Raw genomic sequence first — 16,266 nt, forward strand, 5'->3', positions numbered from 1 at the left:
AGTCTAATTTTAAGTGGAAACAATGGTATACATGGGTATTGGTAGCCAATCTAATTTATATTGTTTTCTTTTATTGGTTATCAAAATAGTCAAAGTTTTATGAGCGGAATCGATTGGTCAATTCTTTTACTTACTTTAGGGTTTATAGTAGGTTATGGTGTATGGAAAACCAGAGCTGTTACCACAGCACATGAGTATATTAAAGGAGACGAAAAAACACCATGGTGGGCCATTGGGCTTTCTGTAATGGCAACACAGGCCAGTGCTATTACTTTTTTATCAACTCCTGGACAAGCCTACTTTTCTGGTATGGGCTTTGTCCAATTTTATTTTGGACTTCCTTTAGCTATAGTAATTATTTGTTTGGTTTTTATCCCGCTTTATAAAAAGCTAAAGGTATATACAGCTTATGAATATTTAGAATCTCGTTTTGATAGAAAAACTCGTGTACTCACTGCTGTTTTATTTTTAATTCAACGTGGATTAGCTACTGGCATCACTATTTACGCGCCTTCCATTGTACTTTCAGTGGTATTAGGTTGGCCTTTAATTTGGTTGAATATTTGTGTAGGAGTTTTGGTTATTATATATACTGTTAGTGGAGGAACAAAAGCGGTAACAGTAACCCAAAAACAACAAATGGCAGTAATTTTTGCGGGTATGTTTACTGCTTTTTTAATTATTTATTGGTCATTACCGGCCGATATAACCTTGACCAAAGCTTTCAGTTTGGCTAAGGCGAATGATAAAATTGATTTAATTAATACTTCATTCGATTTAAAAAACCGATATACCATTTGGACAGGCTTAATTGGAGGAACCTTTTTAATGCTTTCTTATTTTGGAACAGATCAAAGCCAAGTACAACGTTATTTATCAAGTAAATCGGTACAAGAAAGTCAATTAGGATTATTGTTTAATGCTTTATTGAAAGTGCCCATGCAATTTTTCATATTATTTGTAGGGGTTATGGTATTCATTTTTTATCAGTTTAATGAAGCGCCTCTTAGTTTTAATCCCGAGGTTGAAAAAGCGATGATGAACTCTTCTGAATCTTCGGCTTATACCACCTTAAAAAAAGAGAAAACAGCCTTAGAAAATTCAAAAAAAGCCATTTATACCGCTTATAATGAAACTAAAAATGAAATTAATTTAAAAAGTCAATTGCAGTTGGTTAATTCTAAATTAAAAGTGAATAGAGAAACATCAATTGCATTAATTAAGCAAGTAGCTCCTAACGTGGAGTCAAATGATAAAGATTATGTGTTTATCCATTTTATACTCCATCATTTACCTAAAGGGCTCATTGGTTTATTGTTAGCAGTTATACTTTCGGCTGCTATGTCATCAACAGCTTCGGAACTTAATGCTTTAGCGACTACTACGGTAGTCGACCTATACCAGCCCAATGTAAAAGAACCAAAAAAAGGGTCTGCTCTTATGAATTTGACCAAATTAACAACCTTAATTTGGGGAGCTATAGCCATATTAGTAGCTTGTATCGCTCCTCTTTTTGATAATTTAATTCAATTGGTAAATATTATAGGATCTATTTTTTATGGGAATATTTTAGGGATTTTTCTAATCGCCTTTTTCTTCAAAAGAATAACATCCAATGCGGTATTTATAGCAGCATTAATTACGCAAGTCATTATTGTTGGTGTTTATTTCGGGGATTATTTGCCCTTTTTGTGGCTAAATGCCTTAGGCTGCCTACTCGTAATTTTTTTAGCTTTTTTTATCAATCTTTTTAAATCAAACAAATTTGCAACAAGTTAAACAAACACGCTGGGGAATTATAGGATTAGGGAATATAGCAAACACATTTGCTAGTGATTTAGCTTTTGTGCCAAATGCAATTTTACATGCTGTTGCCAGTCGGGATTTAAATAAAGCTGAAGCTTTTAAAACAACATATGCTGCAAATAAAGCCTATAGTAGTTATGAAACTTTAGCTAAAGATCCAGATATTGATATCATATATATTGCTACACCACATGTATTTCATTTTGAAAATGCCAAATTATGCATTACTTATGGAAAAGCTGTTTTATGCGAAAAACCAATGGGTATGAATGCTAATCAAGTAACAGAATTATGTGATTTAGCTAAAAAAAATAAGGTGTTTTTAATGGAAGCAATGTGGACTGCTTTTTTACCTAATTTTAATCGCTTAATGGAATTGGTTGATTCTGAAAAATTAGGAAAAGTAATCTCATTTAAAGCTGATTTTGGTTTTAAAGCGGACTTTATACCCACAAGTCGTTTATTTGATAAAAATTTAGGTGGCGGTAGTATTCTGGATATTGGTATCTACCCTATTTTTGCCTGTTTAAGTTTACTTAAAAAACCAACAAGTATCACTACAAATGCAATTATTGGTCAAACAGGAGTTGATGAAAGCTGTATTATTAATTTTAATTACCCAAAATCACTTAAGGCTGAATTAAAATCTACACTTTTAGAAAATACGCCTACAGAGATTTATATTCAATTTGAACAAGGAGTAGCTATTTTAGGTCCAAATTTTTATGGTCCTTCTGACCTAAAAGTCATTGAAAGTGATGGCAATGAAATAATTTATCCAAAAAATACGCAAGGATCAGGTTATCAATTTGAGGCAACTCATGTTCAAGAGTTATTCCATAATAAAAACATTGAAAGTTCTGTAATGTCTCATGCCAAAAGCATAGAACTAGCCACTTATTTAGATATAGTACTTCAGGAAATTGGAGTTATTTACTAATAATAACTTTTAATTTTTGAAAAAGGGTTTTAAACTCAATTATACATTATCAATGTAACACCTAACTTATTTATCAATATCCGTATTCTTTTTAAGATATGTTTAGTTATGCATCTTTGTAACAAATTAAATAAAAAGTTATAGGAAACAGCATACACATTTTATAAGTAATTTTAAAATTGTATGTGTATTTTCTCTTTAGTTACATCATCACATTTTATATTTGATAAACAACTTATAACTAAGCTTCTGAGATTAAAAATAGCTCATAAATTAAGCATTTAAATCCTTTTTTTTAAATGAAAAAACAGGATTTAAATACGTTAAACCCAAAAAATAAGCATTTTAACGTTTTTTTCATGCTTTATACATAGTCTTTTAACTTTTAGCAAGAAACATTCACATTAATTTACAATTAGTTAAAAGAATTTATACCATTTGTAATTTGAAATGGTAGATGATATTAATACAAAAAAAAACGAATATGAATAAAACAATTACTTTCACACTTCTTTTTTTAATTAATAATTTATTGTTCTCACAAGATTGGAAGAACATTGATGTTCCCGTAAAATTAGATGAAGGATATAAATGGAAACTTCACCCTCAATCGGATGATTTTAATTATCAAGCATTGGGAAATTCCAAAAATCTTACGTTTAAAAATAGATGGGTCGATTCTTTTCACAACCCTTGGAAAGGTCCTGGTCTAACAGAATGGAATGAGAATTTTTCTGAAATATCTGATGGATATCTTAAAATTAAAGCTGGTCAAAAAAAAGGAAGTAAAAAAATTAATACCGGCTGTATAACATCAAAGGTTAGGATTAAGTATCCTGTATTTGTTGAGTCTAAAGTAAAAATTAGTAATTCATCCCTTTCATGTGCTGTTTGGATGTTAAGTCCCGATGACACCCAAGAAATAGATATTATTGAAGCATACGGTTCCGATAATCAAAATAATGAATGGTATTCAAAAAGAATTCATCTTAGTCATCATATGTTTAAACGTAGTCCATTTGAAGACTATCAACCTACAGATGATGATAGTTGGTATTTTTCAAATGGAACAACCTGGCATGAAAAATGGGTTCGTGTAGGAATTTATTGGAAAGACCCTTTTACATTAGAATACTATATTGATGGAGAAAAAGTTCGAGTAGTTGAAGGTATGGATGTAATTGATCCAAATAATTATTCTGAAACAAAAGGAATATATAAAGAAATGGATATCATAATTAATGCAGAAGATCAGACATGGAGGGCTAGTAACGGGTTAACTCCTTCTAAAAAAGAGTTAAAAGATATTGAGAAAAATACCTTTTTGGTTGATTGGATTAGAATATACAAACCAGTTATGACTGATGAGTTTTTAAGCTTACAAAAACAACAAGAATTAGAAAAAAATAAAGAAGTTAATGAAGAAAAGGCTATCGTTTCTAATGATATATCACCTAGTATTATTGAAAATAGGGAGTCTATTAGTGTAAATACCTTAACAGAAACTGAGCAAGTAGCCCAAACAAAAGCCATTAATAATAATACAATCCCTGAAATAGTTAAAAGAACTAGTATTGAAGTTGCTAAAATTGAAAATAATAGTAAAGTACCTACAGATTCCTTAAAAACACATAATAATTTAATTAAGGAAAATCTTATGAATCAAGAAGTTACTGTAAAAGAAAACTCGATAAATATAGATTATCAATCGTTCACAATGCATCAAACAAAAGATGAAAATGATATTCTCGAAATTACGAGTGATAAATATATCAATAAGGTACAACTTCTTACTCATAAATTAAATCTGTTTCAAGAATTTACTATAGATAATAAAACAACTAAATTGAATGTATCAAAACTTCCTAAAGGCTTTTATTACATAAATGTTTTATTTGATGATAAACTAGCTACTCAAGCTTATACAGCAAAAGACTAATTACTATTTTTTAATATAAAATTATGTTTTATCAAAAGGACTAATACCTATTTGCTTTTAAGTATTTTTGCAGCTCATTAATTTTGATAGGAACATGATCGATTTAAAATTAGAAACCGAAACCATTATTACACATCTTAAACGTGGAGGAATCATTTTATATCCTACAGATACTGTATGGGGGTTGGGCTGCGATGCTGTTAATAGTGAAGCCATAGATAAATTAAATAAAATAAAACGACGAGGAGCTGATAAATCACTACTTTGTTTGGTGAGTGATTTTAAAATGTTACAGCAGTATGTAGAGGATGTTCCAGAAGTTGCTTATGATATTTTAAAGTATGCTAAAAAACCAACTACGATTATTTATGACAATCCTATTAGGGTGGCCGAAAATATCATTTCATCTGATAATTCGTTAGGAATACGCGTGGTTAGAGATCCTTTTGTTGGGAAATTAATACGTAAATTTAAAAAACCATTGGTATCGACATCTGCTAATTTTAGCGGACAACCTGCTCCTAAATCCTTTGAAGATATTGACCCAGAATTAATCAAGTTGGTTGATTATGTGTGTAAATTACCTTTAAATAGTAAGCATAAAAAACCATCGGCTATTATAAAAATAGGTTCCAATGCTACGGTTAAAGTAATAAGACAATAGATCACTATTTAGCTTAAAATGAATATGATACAAGTATTAAATATTGTTAAAAAAATCACAAAATATATATTTTTTTTATAAATTAAAGTTTGTAATTTACTTTAATTAAATTTTGTGGTTATGATTATAGAAAACATTAGTTTATTTGACCTCAATGGTAAAATAATAAAGACAAAAGAACTATCTCCCAAAAGACATAGTATTGATATTTCAAAATTATCGTCTGGTAAGTACATTATAAAAATAATGAAAAAAGGAGGCACATTTGTGAAACAATTAATTAAAAAGTAGTGAATGCTAACACTCACTACTTTTTAATTATAAATAGTTCACTCCCTTTTATATTTCGCTACAGCAATATTCTTTAACTAGAATAACAAAAAGCTTAGCAATACTTATTCACCTATGCCAAGTTCTACTTTTTAAAGACGATTTGGTTGTGTACTAGTTCTCCAGAATTTTTATTCTTTATGGTAAGAATTAAAGGAGCGCTAGGATACTTTTCTAGGTTTAATTTTGTATTAAAATTATTACTTTTAACATCGTACACATTACTAAAAACAATTTTTCCTTGAATATTGAATATTTGAACAGTATAATAGCCAGAATTCACATTTTTCAAATTTAATGAAAGTTCCGATTCAAATAAAGTGGGATATACGTCCACTTGCGCTGTTGTTTCTCTGTAATTTTTATAGTTATCTGTAGCTGAAAGCGTATTTCCATCAGTAACTTTTTCTATTGCTTTTAGTATGTTAAGGTATCCGTAGCCTGTGCCATAATCAAATCCAGTATCAAACTCAGCAGTTATGGGATCATCCATATCTGTTGCTGTTTCTTTAAGAATATCTTTTACCTCGCTACTGGTTAACGTATTATCTGCTTGTAAAAGTAATGCCGTAGCAGCTGCTACATGCGGAGCCGAAGCAGAAGAACCATAAAATCTTTTAAATTCCGATCTTAAAATAATATCATCATCGAAAGTCCTAGGTCCATTTAATCCAAAAAAACTGTTTTGTCCACCATCTGGTCCTACTATAAATGGCACTTCTGGTACAATTGGTGCAATAAAATTACCTAAGTCGTCTAACATTTTGGGGGTTCCTCCTGCACTAGAAAAACCATTAATTTTTATCAAATCTAATTTTTCCAAGCCTGCTTCTTCTCTGTAATCATTAAAATTAGGATGATTAAAAAAAGAAGAAGCACCTACACTTATGCATCCTTCTGCATTGCGATGACCAGATGCAGTTCCTGCAAAAGTGTTTTTATTTGTTGTAAAAATAACATTATCAAAACGATCAATAAATTTTAACATCCTGGGTATTCTACCTTCTTTTAACTCTATAAGTAAATCTACATTTCTTGGTAGAATAGATGTATTGTTAATGCTAATTTGCTCAAAGTTTTCTAGAAATCTTATATTTGGTCTGTTACTAGAGGTAATTAATTCTCCCGTTTGTGTATCGAATGCATAAAAATCGATATCAGTTTTCGTAAACGGTAAGCGAATTTCAGATAAAGTAGGTTGTGTGTCTTCCCATTGAAAGTACAGAGTAACTGTTTTCAATGGAGGAACTTGAATACGTAATACAGTTTCTCCATTACCAAAATCATGTAGTTTACCATCATTAGGTCCTTTTTTACCAGAATCTTTATAAGGTGCCTGATAAGAAGACCTTCCTCTATTACCTACGGACGAAAAATATATGGCGCCTTTTGATACTACATCATTTATAGCAAGTCCTACAGGGCCATTCATAAAATAATTTGAAAAATTATATGAAAGATCATCTACAATAATATGACAACCTGCATCTGCAAGTGCCCTTACACCATCTGCCATTGAAAAAATATTTTCTACCCCCGAATAAAAATATAACTCGGCTCCAGGAGCAATATCATGAACAATCTCTAGCATCGCTCTTCCTTCATCGTCACCGTCAAATTCATCATCAAAAATGGGATCGTCTCTTAGTACTTGAACAGGTTTAGTATACCCATTGGGGTTTCCTATGCCTGGTAAGTCTCCATTGGCAACGCCTTCTGCTGCTCCACCTAATCTATTATAACTATCCGATATTACCCCAATTTTTATACCTGATCCATCAAAACCAAAATCTTTTCTTACAATATCACTAAAAATGAGTTCATCTCCTTCCGTTTTTACAACTCCACTATTTGTTTCTCCTCGTTCTAAAGGTATAATAGATTTTAATTGCGATAATCGGTTTACTTTTTCTAAGTCCGAACCTTTAATTTTACCACAAACTATATGATTTAAAACTATACAATCTTTTGCACCAATTTGAATAAGTGATTTTTTTAATTCCTTACAAGTAGTGTTTGGATTTGCTACAAAATGAATGTATTTATCGGAATTACCTTTATTTATAATCTCATTAAAAAGGGGATCTAACTTTGTGTTATTCCTATTAAAATTAATTTTTTGCTTCTGATTTTCAGTAAGCTGATAATCCTGTGCCAAGATATTTGTAAAAATAAAAATTAGACACAAGAAAGTTTTATGTTTAAGACTGAATGCTATCATTTTAATTAAATTTTGTGTAGCGTTAACTATTTATTATCATTACCACTCATGCGTACAATTACTATACTTTTTTAGATTATGCATATAAGGCTAATAACAATTAAATATTGAATACTATATTTTAATATTTATAGAGTAAATCACAAGCACTTATTTTTTAGAGCTTGCAACACTTTTTAATAGATGGTTACTTTATAGGATTTTGTTTGTGAAAAATCTACAAAATGTACAAGTACTATATATACTCCTGCACTTAAGGTTTCTGTAGAAAAGCTTCTATTAGTAGTAAGTTCTTCTTCATTATTTTTTGCAGCAATAAGTTGGCCTGAAATGTTATACAACATTATTTTGGATATATGATGCCCATTTATTTCAATTTTTTGATCCCTTTTGTTATAGATCGCAAAAGCAGTATCTTCAGTAGTAATGTTAGCGTCTAAAAGATATTTAGCAGAGGTACTATCAATACAATTATCATCTACTCCTCCATCTAAAAAGTTCCATCCAAATTCATTTTGTAATTTTTCTTTGGCTCCTATGGCATCTTCGCAATAAGTAACACCTTCGGCTTCAATGTAAATATCAAAAGGAATATTGTTGTTTGTTGCCCAGCCTACCAATGTTTTCGTATAATTTTCAGTAGATACTCCTGAACCTGATAAGAATAAGGCAAGACTCATACCTTCTTTTGGAAGTAACCAATTATCCAACGGTTGGTTAAAAGAAGTAGCATTATTAAACATTCCTTCTAGACCAAAATCTAGAAAATTTGAGTTAAATTTCCAAGAATTTAAAGGTTGGTTAAATGCAGCATTATCAGTAAACATATAAGATATATCAGTTACACTGTCTAATTTCCAATTATCTATGGGGTGATTAAATTCAGTAACTGCAAAAATGGAAGACATATTTTCAACATTACGTACATCCCATGAATTTAAAGGTTGGTTAAATGCACTTTCGGTAAACATTCCAAACATATTAATAACATTACTTACATCCCAACTATCTATAGGCTGATTAAATGCACTTCTACTAAACATATCAGACATATTAGTCACATTACTTACACTCCAGTTACCTATAGGCTGATTAAATGCGCTTCCACTAAACATATCAGACATATTTTCTACATTACTTACATCCCAGTTATCTATTGGCTGATTAAATGCACTTCCAGTAAACATTCCAGACATATCGTAAACTTCGGAAACATTCCAATTATTTAAGGGGTGATTAAAACTTGAATTGCTAAACATAAGGGACATCTCTTGCACATAACTGACATTCCAACTATTTAAAGGCTGATTAAAATTAGAATTTTCAAACATTGAAGATAATCTAAAAGCATTTTCTACATTCCAGTTATTGATGGGTTGATTGAAAAGAGAATTTTTAAACATAGACCCAAAATCTTTTACCTTGCTCACATCCCAATCATTTAGCGGTTGATTAAAACTAGAAGCAAAAAACATTTCATCCATATAAAGCGCTTTACTCATGTCCCACATGTCTAACGGTTGATTGAAACTAGGGGTATTTTTAAACATAGATTCAAAAGATCTAGCTCTTTTTAAATTCCAGTTATCTAAGGGTTGATTAAAGCTAGTTGCTCCTTCAAACATTCCTACAAAACTACTTACTCTACTCACATTCCAATTATTTAAGGGTTGGTTAAAGAGTTCTGCGAGGGCAAACATTTGTTCTACATGTATTAAGCTTTTTGTATTCCAACTATCAATATTTTGATTGAAACTTATTGCTTCTTTAAACATTTCTTTTGCACTTATTAGATTAGTAACATTCCAAGATGCCATAGATTGGTTAAAAGCGCTATTACCTTTAAACATGGCCGACATATTATTTACATTCATAACATTCCAAGTTTCAATAGGTTTATTAAAGTTAGTGCCTTCAAACAAGGATTTCATAGTTTTAACAGTATACGTATTCCAGTTACTAATGTTTTGATTAAAAACTATGTTATTTTTAAACATGGCTGTTAAATTAATAGCTCCCGACATATTCCACTTATTCAATGGTTGATTAAAATTAGAGGCTTCAAACATCCCAGAAAAATCTTTTACCTTACCCACATTCCATTCATTTATATTTTGATTGAAGGCTTTATTTTCCGAAAAAGTTGATTTCATTTCGGTAACATTGGAGACATTCCAACTACTTATATCCCCGTTGAAATTAGAATTACTAAATGTGTCTGACATTCTTGTTACCTTACTCACATTCCATGAATCTAAAGGTTGATTAAACATTTCAGTCCCTTTAAAAGTTGCAATTAAGTTTTCAACATTACTTACATCCCAATTGTTCAAAGGACTATTAAATAAGGAAGCATTTTCAAAAGCAGACCATAGCGAAGTTACATTACTTACATCCCAATGATTTATAGCTGCTTCTTTTAATGAAGAGCAATTATAAAAAGTTCTGAAAAGGCGTGCTCCTTTGCCTATATTAGGAGCATCAGTAGCATTGATACTTTCTAAATTTGTACAATTTGCAAACATGTTAGACAGGTCACTCCACAAATTGGTTCCCCATTGTTCCACAGAAATCAAACTATTGGTGTTCTGAAAATCTAACTTTGCAAAGCTCCCTGTAATTTGAACCACGTATTGCCCAGGATTTTCAAATGTATGGCTCGCAAAATCCCCCGTACTATTTGTTTGGGTACCATCGCCCCAATCAATATTAAAATCATAGTCTTCAATTTCTGTTGATGTATTTACAAATACAGACTCCGACGCAAAAGTAGTTTCAAATTTCATCACCATGGCATCGGTTGGATATTGAGAATACCCCATAAAACAACCCAATAAAAATATAAGGTAGTTCAGTTTAAATGTCTTTTTCATTAGTTTAATTAATTTAGTGTTTATTTATAAACGCTTAAGTTATTAATAACCCTACCCCTTTGGAGTTATTATATTTGCCTTGACATAAGCATTACCTAGAATCTTGAAATGCGAAATAATTAAACCAAAATCCTATTTTTTTTAAATAAACAGGCCATTCAACTGTACATAAAGGGGGAAAACACCCTAATTTAATATCCTTAATAATAGTACATTGCATTAACATAATACCAACTTTAAAATTAATATCATGAAACTTAAAAGTGTAATTAATGGAGGAATTTTACTAGGGATTTTTATTAATGCAGTAGCATGTAATTCATGTGAAAGTAAGTCTAGAAAACCTGAAAAAATAGAGGGGACAATAACATTAAAACAAGCCAATGAATTAGAAGAAAGGTACAAATCTACACGACATAGAATAATAAATAACGCCCTTGGTTTTGATTCTTTAGGTATTGAAGATTCAAGAGAAATATGGTTTTCTCTGGATAGAATTAAAAAATACATTACATATGTTGAAAAAGAAGCAGATAAAAAAGGATATGAAGAACTTGGATTGCGCTTTTATCTGGGGGTTTACCCAGATACAAAAGACAATAAAGGTTTTACTACGTTATTTGCTGTACCCACAACCACAAGTATAAAAAAAGATCCTAAAGCGGGGTACTTTATGCAACCTCCTGCACATGAAATAAGTGAAAACATGGACAATGTCGAAGCCTTAAACTTAGGAGGAGCCGGTCATCCTCCTAAAGAATTAGCTGCACAATAAATAGAATACGATAAGTATATGAAATATCCCCAATATTTTTTATTAAGCATACATGTGGTTGAATTAATAACAGTGATAGTTGCCATACTTTTTTGGAATAAATACAAATATTCAACAGAGCATAATTTTATTTATTTCTTTTTGATCGTATTTTTAGTAGATACATTGGGAACTGTGATCGCATACAACACAACATACAGTAACCTATTTATATACAATAGCTTATTTATTTTTTATTTTGTCTTTTTTATAAACTGGTACAGAAAAATTTTAGAAAGGAAAAAAGATTTGTTTTTTATAATCCTAGCTTTAGGATACTTCATTTTTCTTATGATTTCTTTTTACAAAGAGGGCTTTACAAATTCGTTACAAACTATAAATTTTTTTAGCGCATCAATTGCCATAATCATATGTTCTTTTTTTTATTATTTTCAATTATTAAACAGTGAAAAAGTACTCAGTTTAAAAACCAACTTGCCTTTTTGGATTACTATGGGAAACATTATTTATTTTGTAGGTATGCTTCCCTTAGTATTCCTACTTAAATACCTAAATATTACCGAATTGAGCTATTCTATTATTGTAACTCTTTTAAATTGGGTAACTTACACCTGTTATATATTAGGCTTTAAATGGATGAAAAGCAAATAACTGAATTATTTTTAATGCTTTCAATAGTTGCAATTATTATTGCAATTGTTTTGGTTACCCTATTTATTATATTTCAACAACGAAAAAATAAATTACTACTAAAACAAAAAGAAACTGAAAAACATTTTGAAAAAGAAATTACTTCTTCTAAAATTGAAATAAGAGAAGAAGCCTTTAGAAATATTAGCTGGGAATTACATGATAATATTGGTCAACTAATAACCTTGGCTAAACTACAAATACAAAATAATGATACTAAGGATTCCATTGATCAAACCCTGACCAAAGCACTCACGGAGCTTAGAATATTATCTAAATTAGCTAATCCCGAAGCCTTAAAAGCTATTTCATTTACGGATGCTTTACAACAAGAAATAGATCGCTTTAATCGATTGAATTACTTAAAATCATCATTGAAAATTGCAGGGAAAGTTATTGTTTTAGATCCTAAGGTTGAAACTGTATTATTTAGAATTTTACAAGAGTTTTTATCTAATACAATTAAACATGCTAAAGCAACAGAATTATGCTTAAATTTAAATTATACACAAGAGCAATTACAAATTTGTGTTTGTGATAATGGGATTGGGTTTAATAGCAATCAAACCGGTCAATTAGGGATTGGTTTAACAAATATTGCCAAACGAGCACAACTTATAGGTGCTATTGCAGAAATAACTTCTTCAATAAACGAAGGAACAAAATTGACTATAACTTATATTATACCTCATGGAAACTTTTAGTGTAGTAGTTGTTGATGATCATATTTTATTGGCTCAAGCTATAAGTAGTTTAGTGAATTCATTTCAACAATTTACAACCAAATATTTGTGCTGTAATGGGCAAGAATTATTGGATCGAATAGCTTCAGAAAAAATAATACCCGATATTATACTAATGGATGTGAATATGCCTATTTTGAACGGTATTGAAACCACTAAACAGCTTACCAAATTATATCCATCAATAAAAGTATTAGCCCTTTCGGTGGAAGATGAAGAAGAAACCATTATTAAAATGCTAAGGGCTGGTGCTAAAGGCTATTTACTAAAAGATGTACAAAAAACTATTTTAGAAAAAGGCTTACTGGAACTTATGAATAGTGGATTCTATTACACCAAAGATGTTTCTACTATATTAATGAACTCACTAAATGGCAATTCCAATAAAATACAATTAAAAGAACGTGAAATTACATTTTTAAAATTGGTATGTTCCGAAATGACTTATAAAGAAATTGCTGAGAAAATGTTTTTAAGCCCTAAAACAATTGACGGATATAGAGATGCCCTTTTTGAAAAATTACATACAAAAAACAGAATCGGTTTAGTCATTTATGCTATTAAACATAAAATTGTTGAAATTTTATAGTTATGCATGATATTCGATTTTAATACATCTATTAAAATAGTTTTAAACACAATAGTAGTATTCCCTTAACCTAATAATTATTTGAACTCGATTAAATTTTAATATTTTATCCCCATTAATTCAAACACATGACTCATTGTCCATGCAGGTCCTATCATTAAAAATTGAATATCCTTAAAAAAGGAAGGTTTTTTACCTTCATGTTTATGTCCAATAAATTGAACAATCCAGCCGATAACAAATATAAATAGCATTATACTCCACAGTGGAGCTAAATTCATTATTTCGATTTGATGTATTCCTAACAAAACTAAGGTAGAGAAAATGAACATTCCTATAAAAAGTGGAATTGAAAAAGTAAGGTAATAAAAAAGGCCTAAAAATATAATTAGTGATCCAATATGAATGTAGGGAGCTACAAAAACTGGAAAAAGACTTTTTATCTCATTCCCTACAGGTATACAAGCTAATAATCCAATTAAACTAAAAAAAATTGACGGTACACAAAAATAATGTATAATTTTATTCAACTTGGTTTGGTGACTTTCTCCATATTCTGTTAAAAGACTGTCTATTTTTCTCATTTTGATCAGTATTTTTTTTTCTTTTTAGGTTATTTTCTTTGATTTGGGCATACTCATCTAATCCTTTTTGTGTTAGAAAAGGAATGAGCACATTCCAATGCATTTCAACAAAATGGCATTTACTAGCCATATATTCGTCACAATTTATTACTTGACGTTGTGACTGCCAAAAAGTACCAATCATCCACAAAGAATGAATTAATTTATTATAACTAGATAATCTATTTTCTGGTAAAAATCTACCTGTTTCAACATAATAATTAATTAAACTTCTAGCTTCTTTAAACCGTTGAATACTAGACTCACTATGTAGCTTAGCTATCGTAGGATAGTTTCGTATTATATACACAAGTTCATTATAAAAAAAAGAATATTTATTTTGAAGCCCCTCATATTTAAGCATAACATTTTCAATATGATCTAATGTAATATATCCATTTTTAGGAATTGAAAAATGTAATGATTCGGCATACATATCTTCATAAATGCAGATCAATATTTCCTCTTTAGATTTGTAATGACTGTGTAAATTTTCAATACTAATTCCTATAGATTCAGCTAACTGTTGCATGGAAACCGATGATAATCCATACTTGTTATATAAGCAAATTACTTTGCTTTTGATTTCTTGTGTCATAGTTGGTTAACCAATTTATCTCACCTAAAATTAATATATGTTTATAAGAAACACAAGCAATACTATAAAAGACTGTTATAAAATTATTAAATAAAGTAACAATGTTAATTTACAACGTTTTCGTGATTAATTTACTTGACTGGTTGTATTTTAAAAATACTAATTGAATGTAAAGTAGATTAGAATTACTTAAAGATTAAAAAGTATCTTCGCGGCCATGTGGATGTATTTAGGACTTTCGGCCGCTTTATTTTTAGGATTACATAATTTATGTAAAAAACATGCTGTAAAGGATAATGAAATATTTCCCGTACTACTTGGAACTATTACAGCTGGTTTTTTGTTACTACTCCCCTTTGCTATTATTTCGTATTTTTTTCCAGAGTATGCTAAAGCAACTGGATTTTATATTGCTCACATATCATGGCAAACACATGGTTTTATTTTTATAAAATCAATAATAATGGCATGTTCATGGGTATTAGCTTATCAAGCCTTAAAATACTTACCTATAACTATAGTTACTCCTATTCGATCTGCGGGACCTTTTTTTACTTTTATCGGAGCTATCTTTATATATCATGAAAGCCCTAATTTATGGCAATGGATTGGTTTTTTCCTTATTATTTTATCGGTACTACTCTACTCTCGAATTGGAAAAAAAGAAGGAATTGTATTCAAAAAGAACAAATGGATTTTTGCTATTATAGGAGCCACTTTTTTAGGAGCTTCTAGTGGTTTATATGATAAATTTTTAATTCAAAATTTAAAGTTAACTCCCCAAACATTACAGTTTTGGTTTTGTTTTTATACCATTTTCATTTTAGTAGTTATTTTATCTTTTACTTGGTTTCCTTATAAAGAAAAAAGACAAAAATTTATATGGCGTTGGTCTATACCTGCGGTTGGAATTTTATTACAAACCGCGGACTATTTTTATTTTAAAGCATTACAAAATCCCGAAGCTTTAATCATGCTACTTTCTGCAATAAAAAGAAGTCAAATATTAATTTCGGTTGTTGTAGGTGGACTTATTTTCAAAGAAAAAAACAAACGTAAAAAACTAATTCCTTTATTTGGTATCATGTTGGGTGTTGGTTTAATCTTGTATTCTTAAAAATAATATTTACTAGATAGTCCACTATATTTCTTCTATTTTTTTGATATCATATATAAAATGAATTACCTTTCTCGTAGATCAACATTTATATTTTTTTCTAAAAAACTATTTATAGCTACCGGTTTTAACACTTTTTCTTTTTGAGGAGGATATTTTAATAATTGACCCGATGGACGTGTAGGACTTTTTTCAAAGCCACCACCACAATTAGGGCATACATTTTTTAAAACCTGATCCACACAATCTTTACAAAATGTACATTCATAACTACAAATCATAGCTTCATTACTAGTATTTGGGAGTAATTTATCACAGTTTTCACAAGTAGGTCTTATCGCTAACATTTTGAATAAAA

General features: G+C 29.9%; 14 protein-coding genes. 9 read left to right on the forward strand and 5 right to left on the reverse strand.

The window, feature by feature from the left end; translation table 11 throughout:
* Window positions 1–99 precede the first annotated feature (99 nt).
* The 5 genes from KQA_RS0206690 (at window position 100) to KQA_RS19870 (ending at window position 5,640) form a co-directional block, all read left to right on the forward strand.
* Window positions 100–1,779 (forward strand): sodium:solute symporter, encoded by a 1,680-nt coding sequence (locus tag KQA_RS0206690; RefSeq protein WP_040396154.1) that lies wholly within the window; start codon window positions 100–102, stop codon window positions 1,777–1,779.
* The gene (locus KQA_RS0206695) at window positions 1,766–2,746 is read left to right on the forward strand and encodes a Gfo/Idh/MocA family protein (RefSeq protein WP_010179385.1); all 981 of its coding nucleotides are present in this window, start codon (window positions 1,766–1,768) and stop codon (window positions 2,744–2,746) included. Before KQA_RS0206690 ends, KQA_RS0206695 begins: the two co-directional genes overlap by 14 nt.
* A 484-nt stretch (window positions 2,747–3,230) precedes the next feature.
* Window positions 3,231–4,685: a LamG domain-containing protein gene (locus KQA_RS20515; protein ID WP_010179387.1), complete on the forward strand. Its 1,455-nt coding sequence runs from the start codon at window positions 3,231–3,233 to the stop codon at window positions 4,683–4,685.
* Window positions 4,686–4,779: 94 nt separating this feature from the next.
* Window positions 4,780–5,349: an L-threonylcarbamoyladenylate synthase gene (locus tag KQA_RS0206705; RefSeq protein WP_010179389.1), complete on the forward strand. Its 570-nt coding sequence runs from the start codon at window positions 4,780–4,782 to the stop codon at window positions 5,347–5,349.
* 120 nt (window positions 5,350–5,469) lie between these two features.
* The gene (locus tag KQA_RS19870) at window positions 5,470–5,640 is read left to right on the forward strand and encodes a T9SS type A sorting domain-containing protein (RefSeq protein ID WP_010179391.1); all 171 of its coding nucleotides are present in this window, start codon (window positions 5,470–5,472) and stop codon (window positions 5,638–5,640) included.
* 124 nt (window positions 5,641–5,764) lie between these two features.
* On the opposite strand, the gene KQA_RS0206715 is transcribed toward KQA_RS19870, so the two are convergent.
* Together KQA_RS0206715 and KQA_RS19520 are read right to left on the reverse strand one after the other, a co-directional pair.
* On the reverse strand, window positions 5,765–7,837 hold the full coding sequence (locus KQA_RS0206715; RefSeq protein ID WP_010179393.1) for a S8 family serine peptidase: 2,073 nt from the start codon (window positions 7,835–7,837) through the stop codon (window positions 5,765–5,767).
* Window positions 7,838–8,076: 239 nt separating this feature from the next.
* On the reverse strand, window positions 8,077–10,773 hold the full coding sequence (locus KQA_RS19520) for a BspA family leucine-rich repeat surface protein (RefSeq protein ID WP_010179395.1): 2,697 nt from the start codon (window positions 10,771–10,773) through the stop codon (window positions 8,077–8,079).
* Window positions 10,774–11,023: 250 nt separating this feature from the next.
* Between KQA_RS19520 and KQA_RS0206725 the strand changes: the two genes are divergently transcribed.
* The 3 genes from KQA_RS0206725 to KQA_RS0206740 all read left to right on the forward strand — a co-directional run bounded on the left by KQA_RS0206725 (window position 11,024) and on the right by KQA_RS0206740 (window position 13,570).
* Window positions 11,024–11,548 (forward strand): hypothetical protein, encoded by a 525-nt coding sequence (locus tag KQA_RS0206725; RefSeq protein ID WP_010179397.1) that lies wholly within the window; start codon window positions 11,024–11,026, stop codon window positions 11,546–11,548.
* A 632-nt stretch (window positions 11,549–12,180) separates the two neighbouring features.
* The gene (locus KQA_RS0206735; RefSeq protein WP_010179402.1) at window positions 12,181–12,942 is read left to right on the forward strand and encodes a sensor histidine kinase; all 762 of its coding nucleotides are present in this window, start codon (window positions 12,181–12,183) and stop codon (window positions 12,940–12,942) included.
* Entirely contained in the window at window positions 12,929–13,570 is a 642-nt protein-coding gene (locus KQA_RS0206740) for a response regulator transcription factor (RefSeq protein ID WP_010179405.1), read from the forward strand. Before KQA_RS0206735 ends, KQA_RS0206740 begins: the two co-directional genes overlap by 14 nt.
* A gap of 98 nt (window positions 13,571–13,668) precedes the next feature.
* Here the strand turns inward: KQA_RS0206740 and KQA_RS0206745 are convergent, their stop codons facing one another.
* A complete protein-coding gene (locus KQA_RS0206745; protein WP_029209497.1) occupies window positions 13,669–14,154 on the reverse strand; it encodes an Mpo1 family 2-hydroxy fatty acid dioxygenase in 486 nt (161 codons plus the stop codon).
* Window positions 14,093–14,791, reverse strand: coding sequence for a TetR/AcrR family transcriptional regulator (locus tag KQA_RS0206750; protein WP_010179409.1), 699 nt, complete (start codon window positions 14,789–14,791; stop codon window positions 14,093–14,095). Before KQA_RS0206750 ends, KQA_RS0206745 begins: the two co-directional genes overlap by 62 nt.
* A gap of 217 nt (window positions 14,792–15,008) precedes the next feature.
* On the opposite strand from KQA_RS0206750, the gene KQA_RS0206755 reads away from it, so the two are divergent.
* On the forward strand, window positions 15,009–15,908 hold the full coding sequence (locus KQA_RS0206755; RefSeq protein WP_010179411.1) for an EamA family transporter: 900 nt from the start codon (window positions 15,009–15,011) through the stop codon (window positions 15,906–15,908).
* A gap of 65 nt (window positions 15,909–15,973) precedes the next feature.
* Here KQA_RS0206755 and KQA_RS0206760 read toward each other — a convergent pair whose 3' ends face one another.
* Window positions 15,974–16,255 carry a DUF1272 domain-containing protein gene (locus KQA_RS0206760; RefSeq protein WP_010179413.1) on the reverse strand — a complete coding sequence of 94 codons (282 nt, stop codon included), beginning with the start codon at window positions 16,253–16,255 and terminating at the stop codon, window positions 15,974–15,976.
* Window positions 16,256–16,266: the final 11 nt, after the last annotated feature.

The sequence above is a fragment of the Aquimarina agarilytica ZC1 genome (assembly GCF_000255455.1).
GTDB classification, from domain to species: Bacteria; Bacteroidota; Bacteroidia; order Flavobacteriales; family Flavobacteriaceae; genus Aquimarina; species Aquimarina agarilytica.

Coding starts and splice junctions, on each gene's coding strand:
- KQA_RS0206745 (WP_029209497.1), bottom strand. CDS start 14,154: ATGAGAAAAATAGACAGTCTTTTAACAGAATATGGAGAAAGTCACCAA.
- KQA_RS0206755 (WP_010179411.1), top strand. CDS start 15,009: ATGTGGATGTATTTAGGACTTTCGGCCGCTTTATTTTTAGGATTACAT.
- KQA_RS19870 (WP_010179391.1), top strand. CDS start 5,470: ATGATTATAGAAAACATTAGTTTATTTGACCTCAATGGTAAAATAATA.
- KQA_RS0206705 (WP_010179389.1), top strand. CDS start 4,780: ATGATCGATTTAAAATTAGAAACCGAAACCATTATTACACATCTTAAA.
- KQA_RS0206740 (WP_010179405.1), top strand. CDS start 12,929: ATGGAAACTTTTAGTGTAGTAGTTGTTGATGATCATATTTTATTGGCT.
- KQA_RS0206690 (WP_040396154.1), top strand. CDS start 100: ATGAGCGGAATCGATTGGTCAATTCTTTTACTTACTTTAGGGTTTATA.
- KQA_RS0206725 (WP_010179397.1), top strand. CDS start 11,024: ATGAAACTTAAAAGTGTAATTAATGGAGGAATTTTACTAGGGATTTTT.
- KQA_RS0206735 (WP_010179402.1), top strand. CDS start 12,181: ATGGATGAAAAGCAAATAACTGAATTATTTTTAATGCTTTCAATAGTT.
- KQA_RS0206760 (WP_010179413.1), bottom strand. CDS start 16,255: ATGTTAGCGATAAGACCTACTTGTGAAAACTGTGATAAATTACTCCCA.
- KQA_RS19520 (WP_010179395.1), bottom strand. CDS start 10,773: ATGAAAAAGACATTTAAACTGAACTACCTTATATTTTTATTGGGTTGT.
- KQA_RS0206750 (WP_010179409.1), bottom strand. CDS start 14,791: ATGACACAAGAAATCAAAAGCAAAGTAATTTGCTTATATAACAAGTAT.
- KQA_RS20515 (WP_010179387.1), top strand. CDS start 3,231: ATGAATAAAACAATTACTTTCACACTTCTTTTTTTAATTAATAATTTA.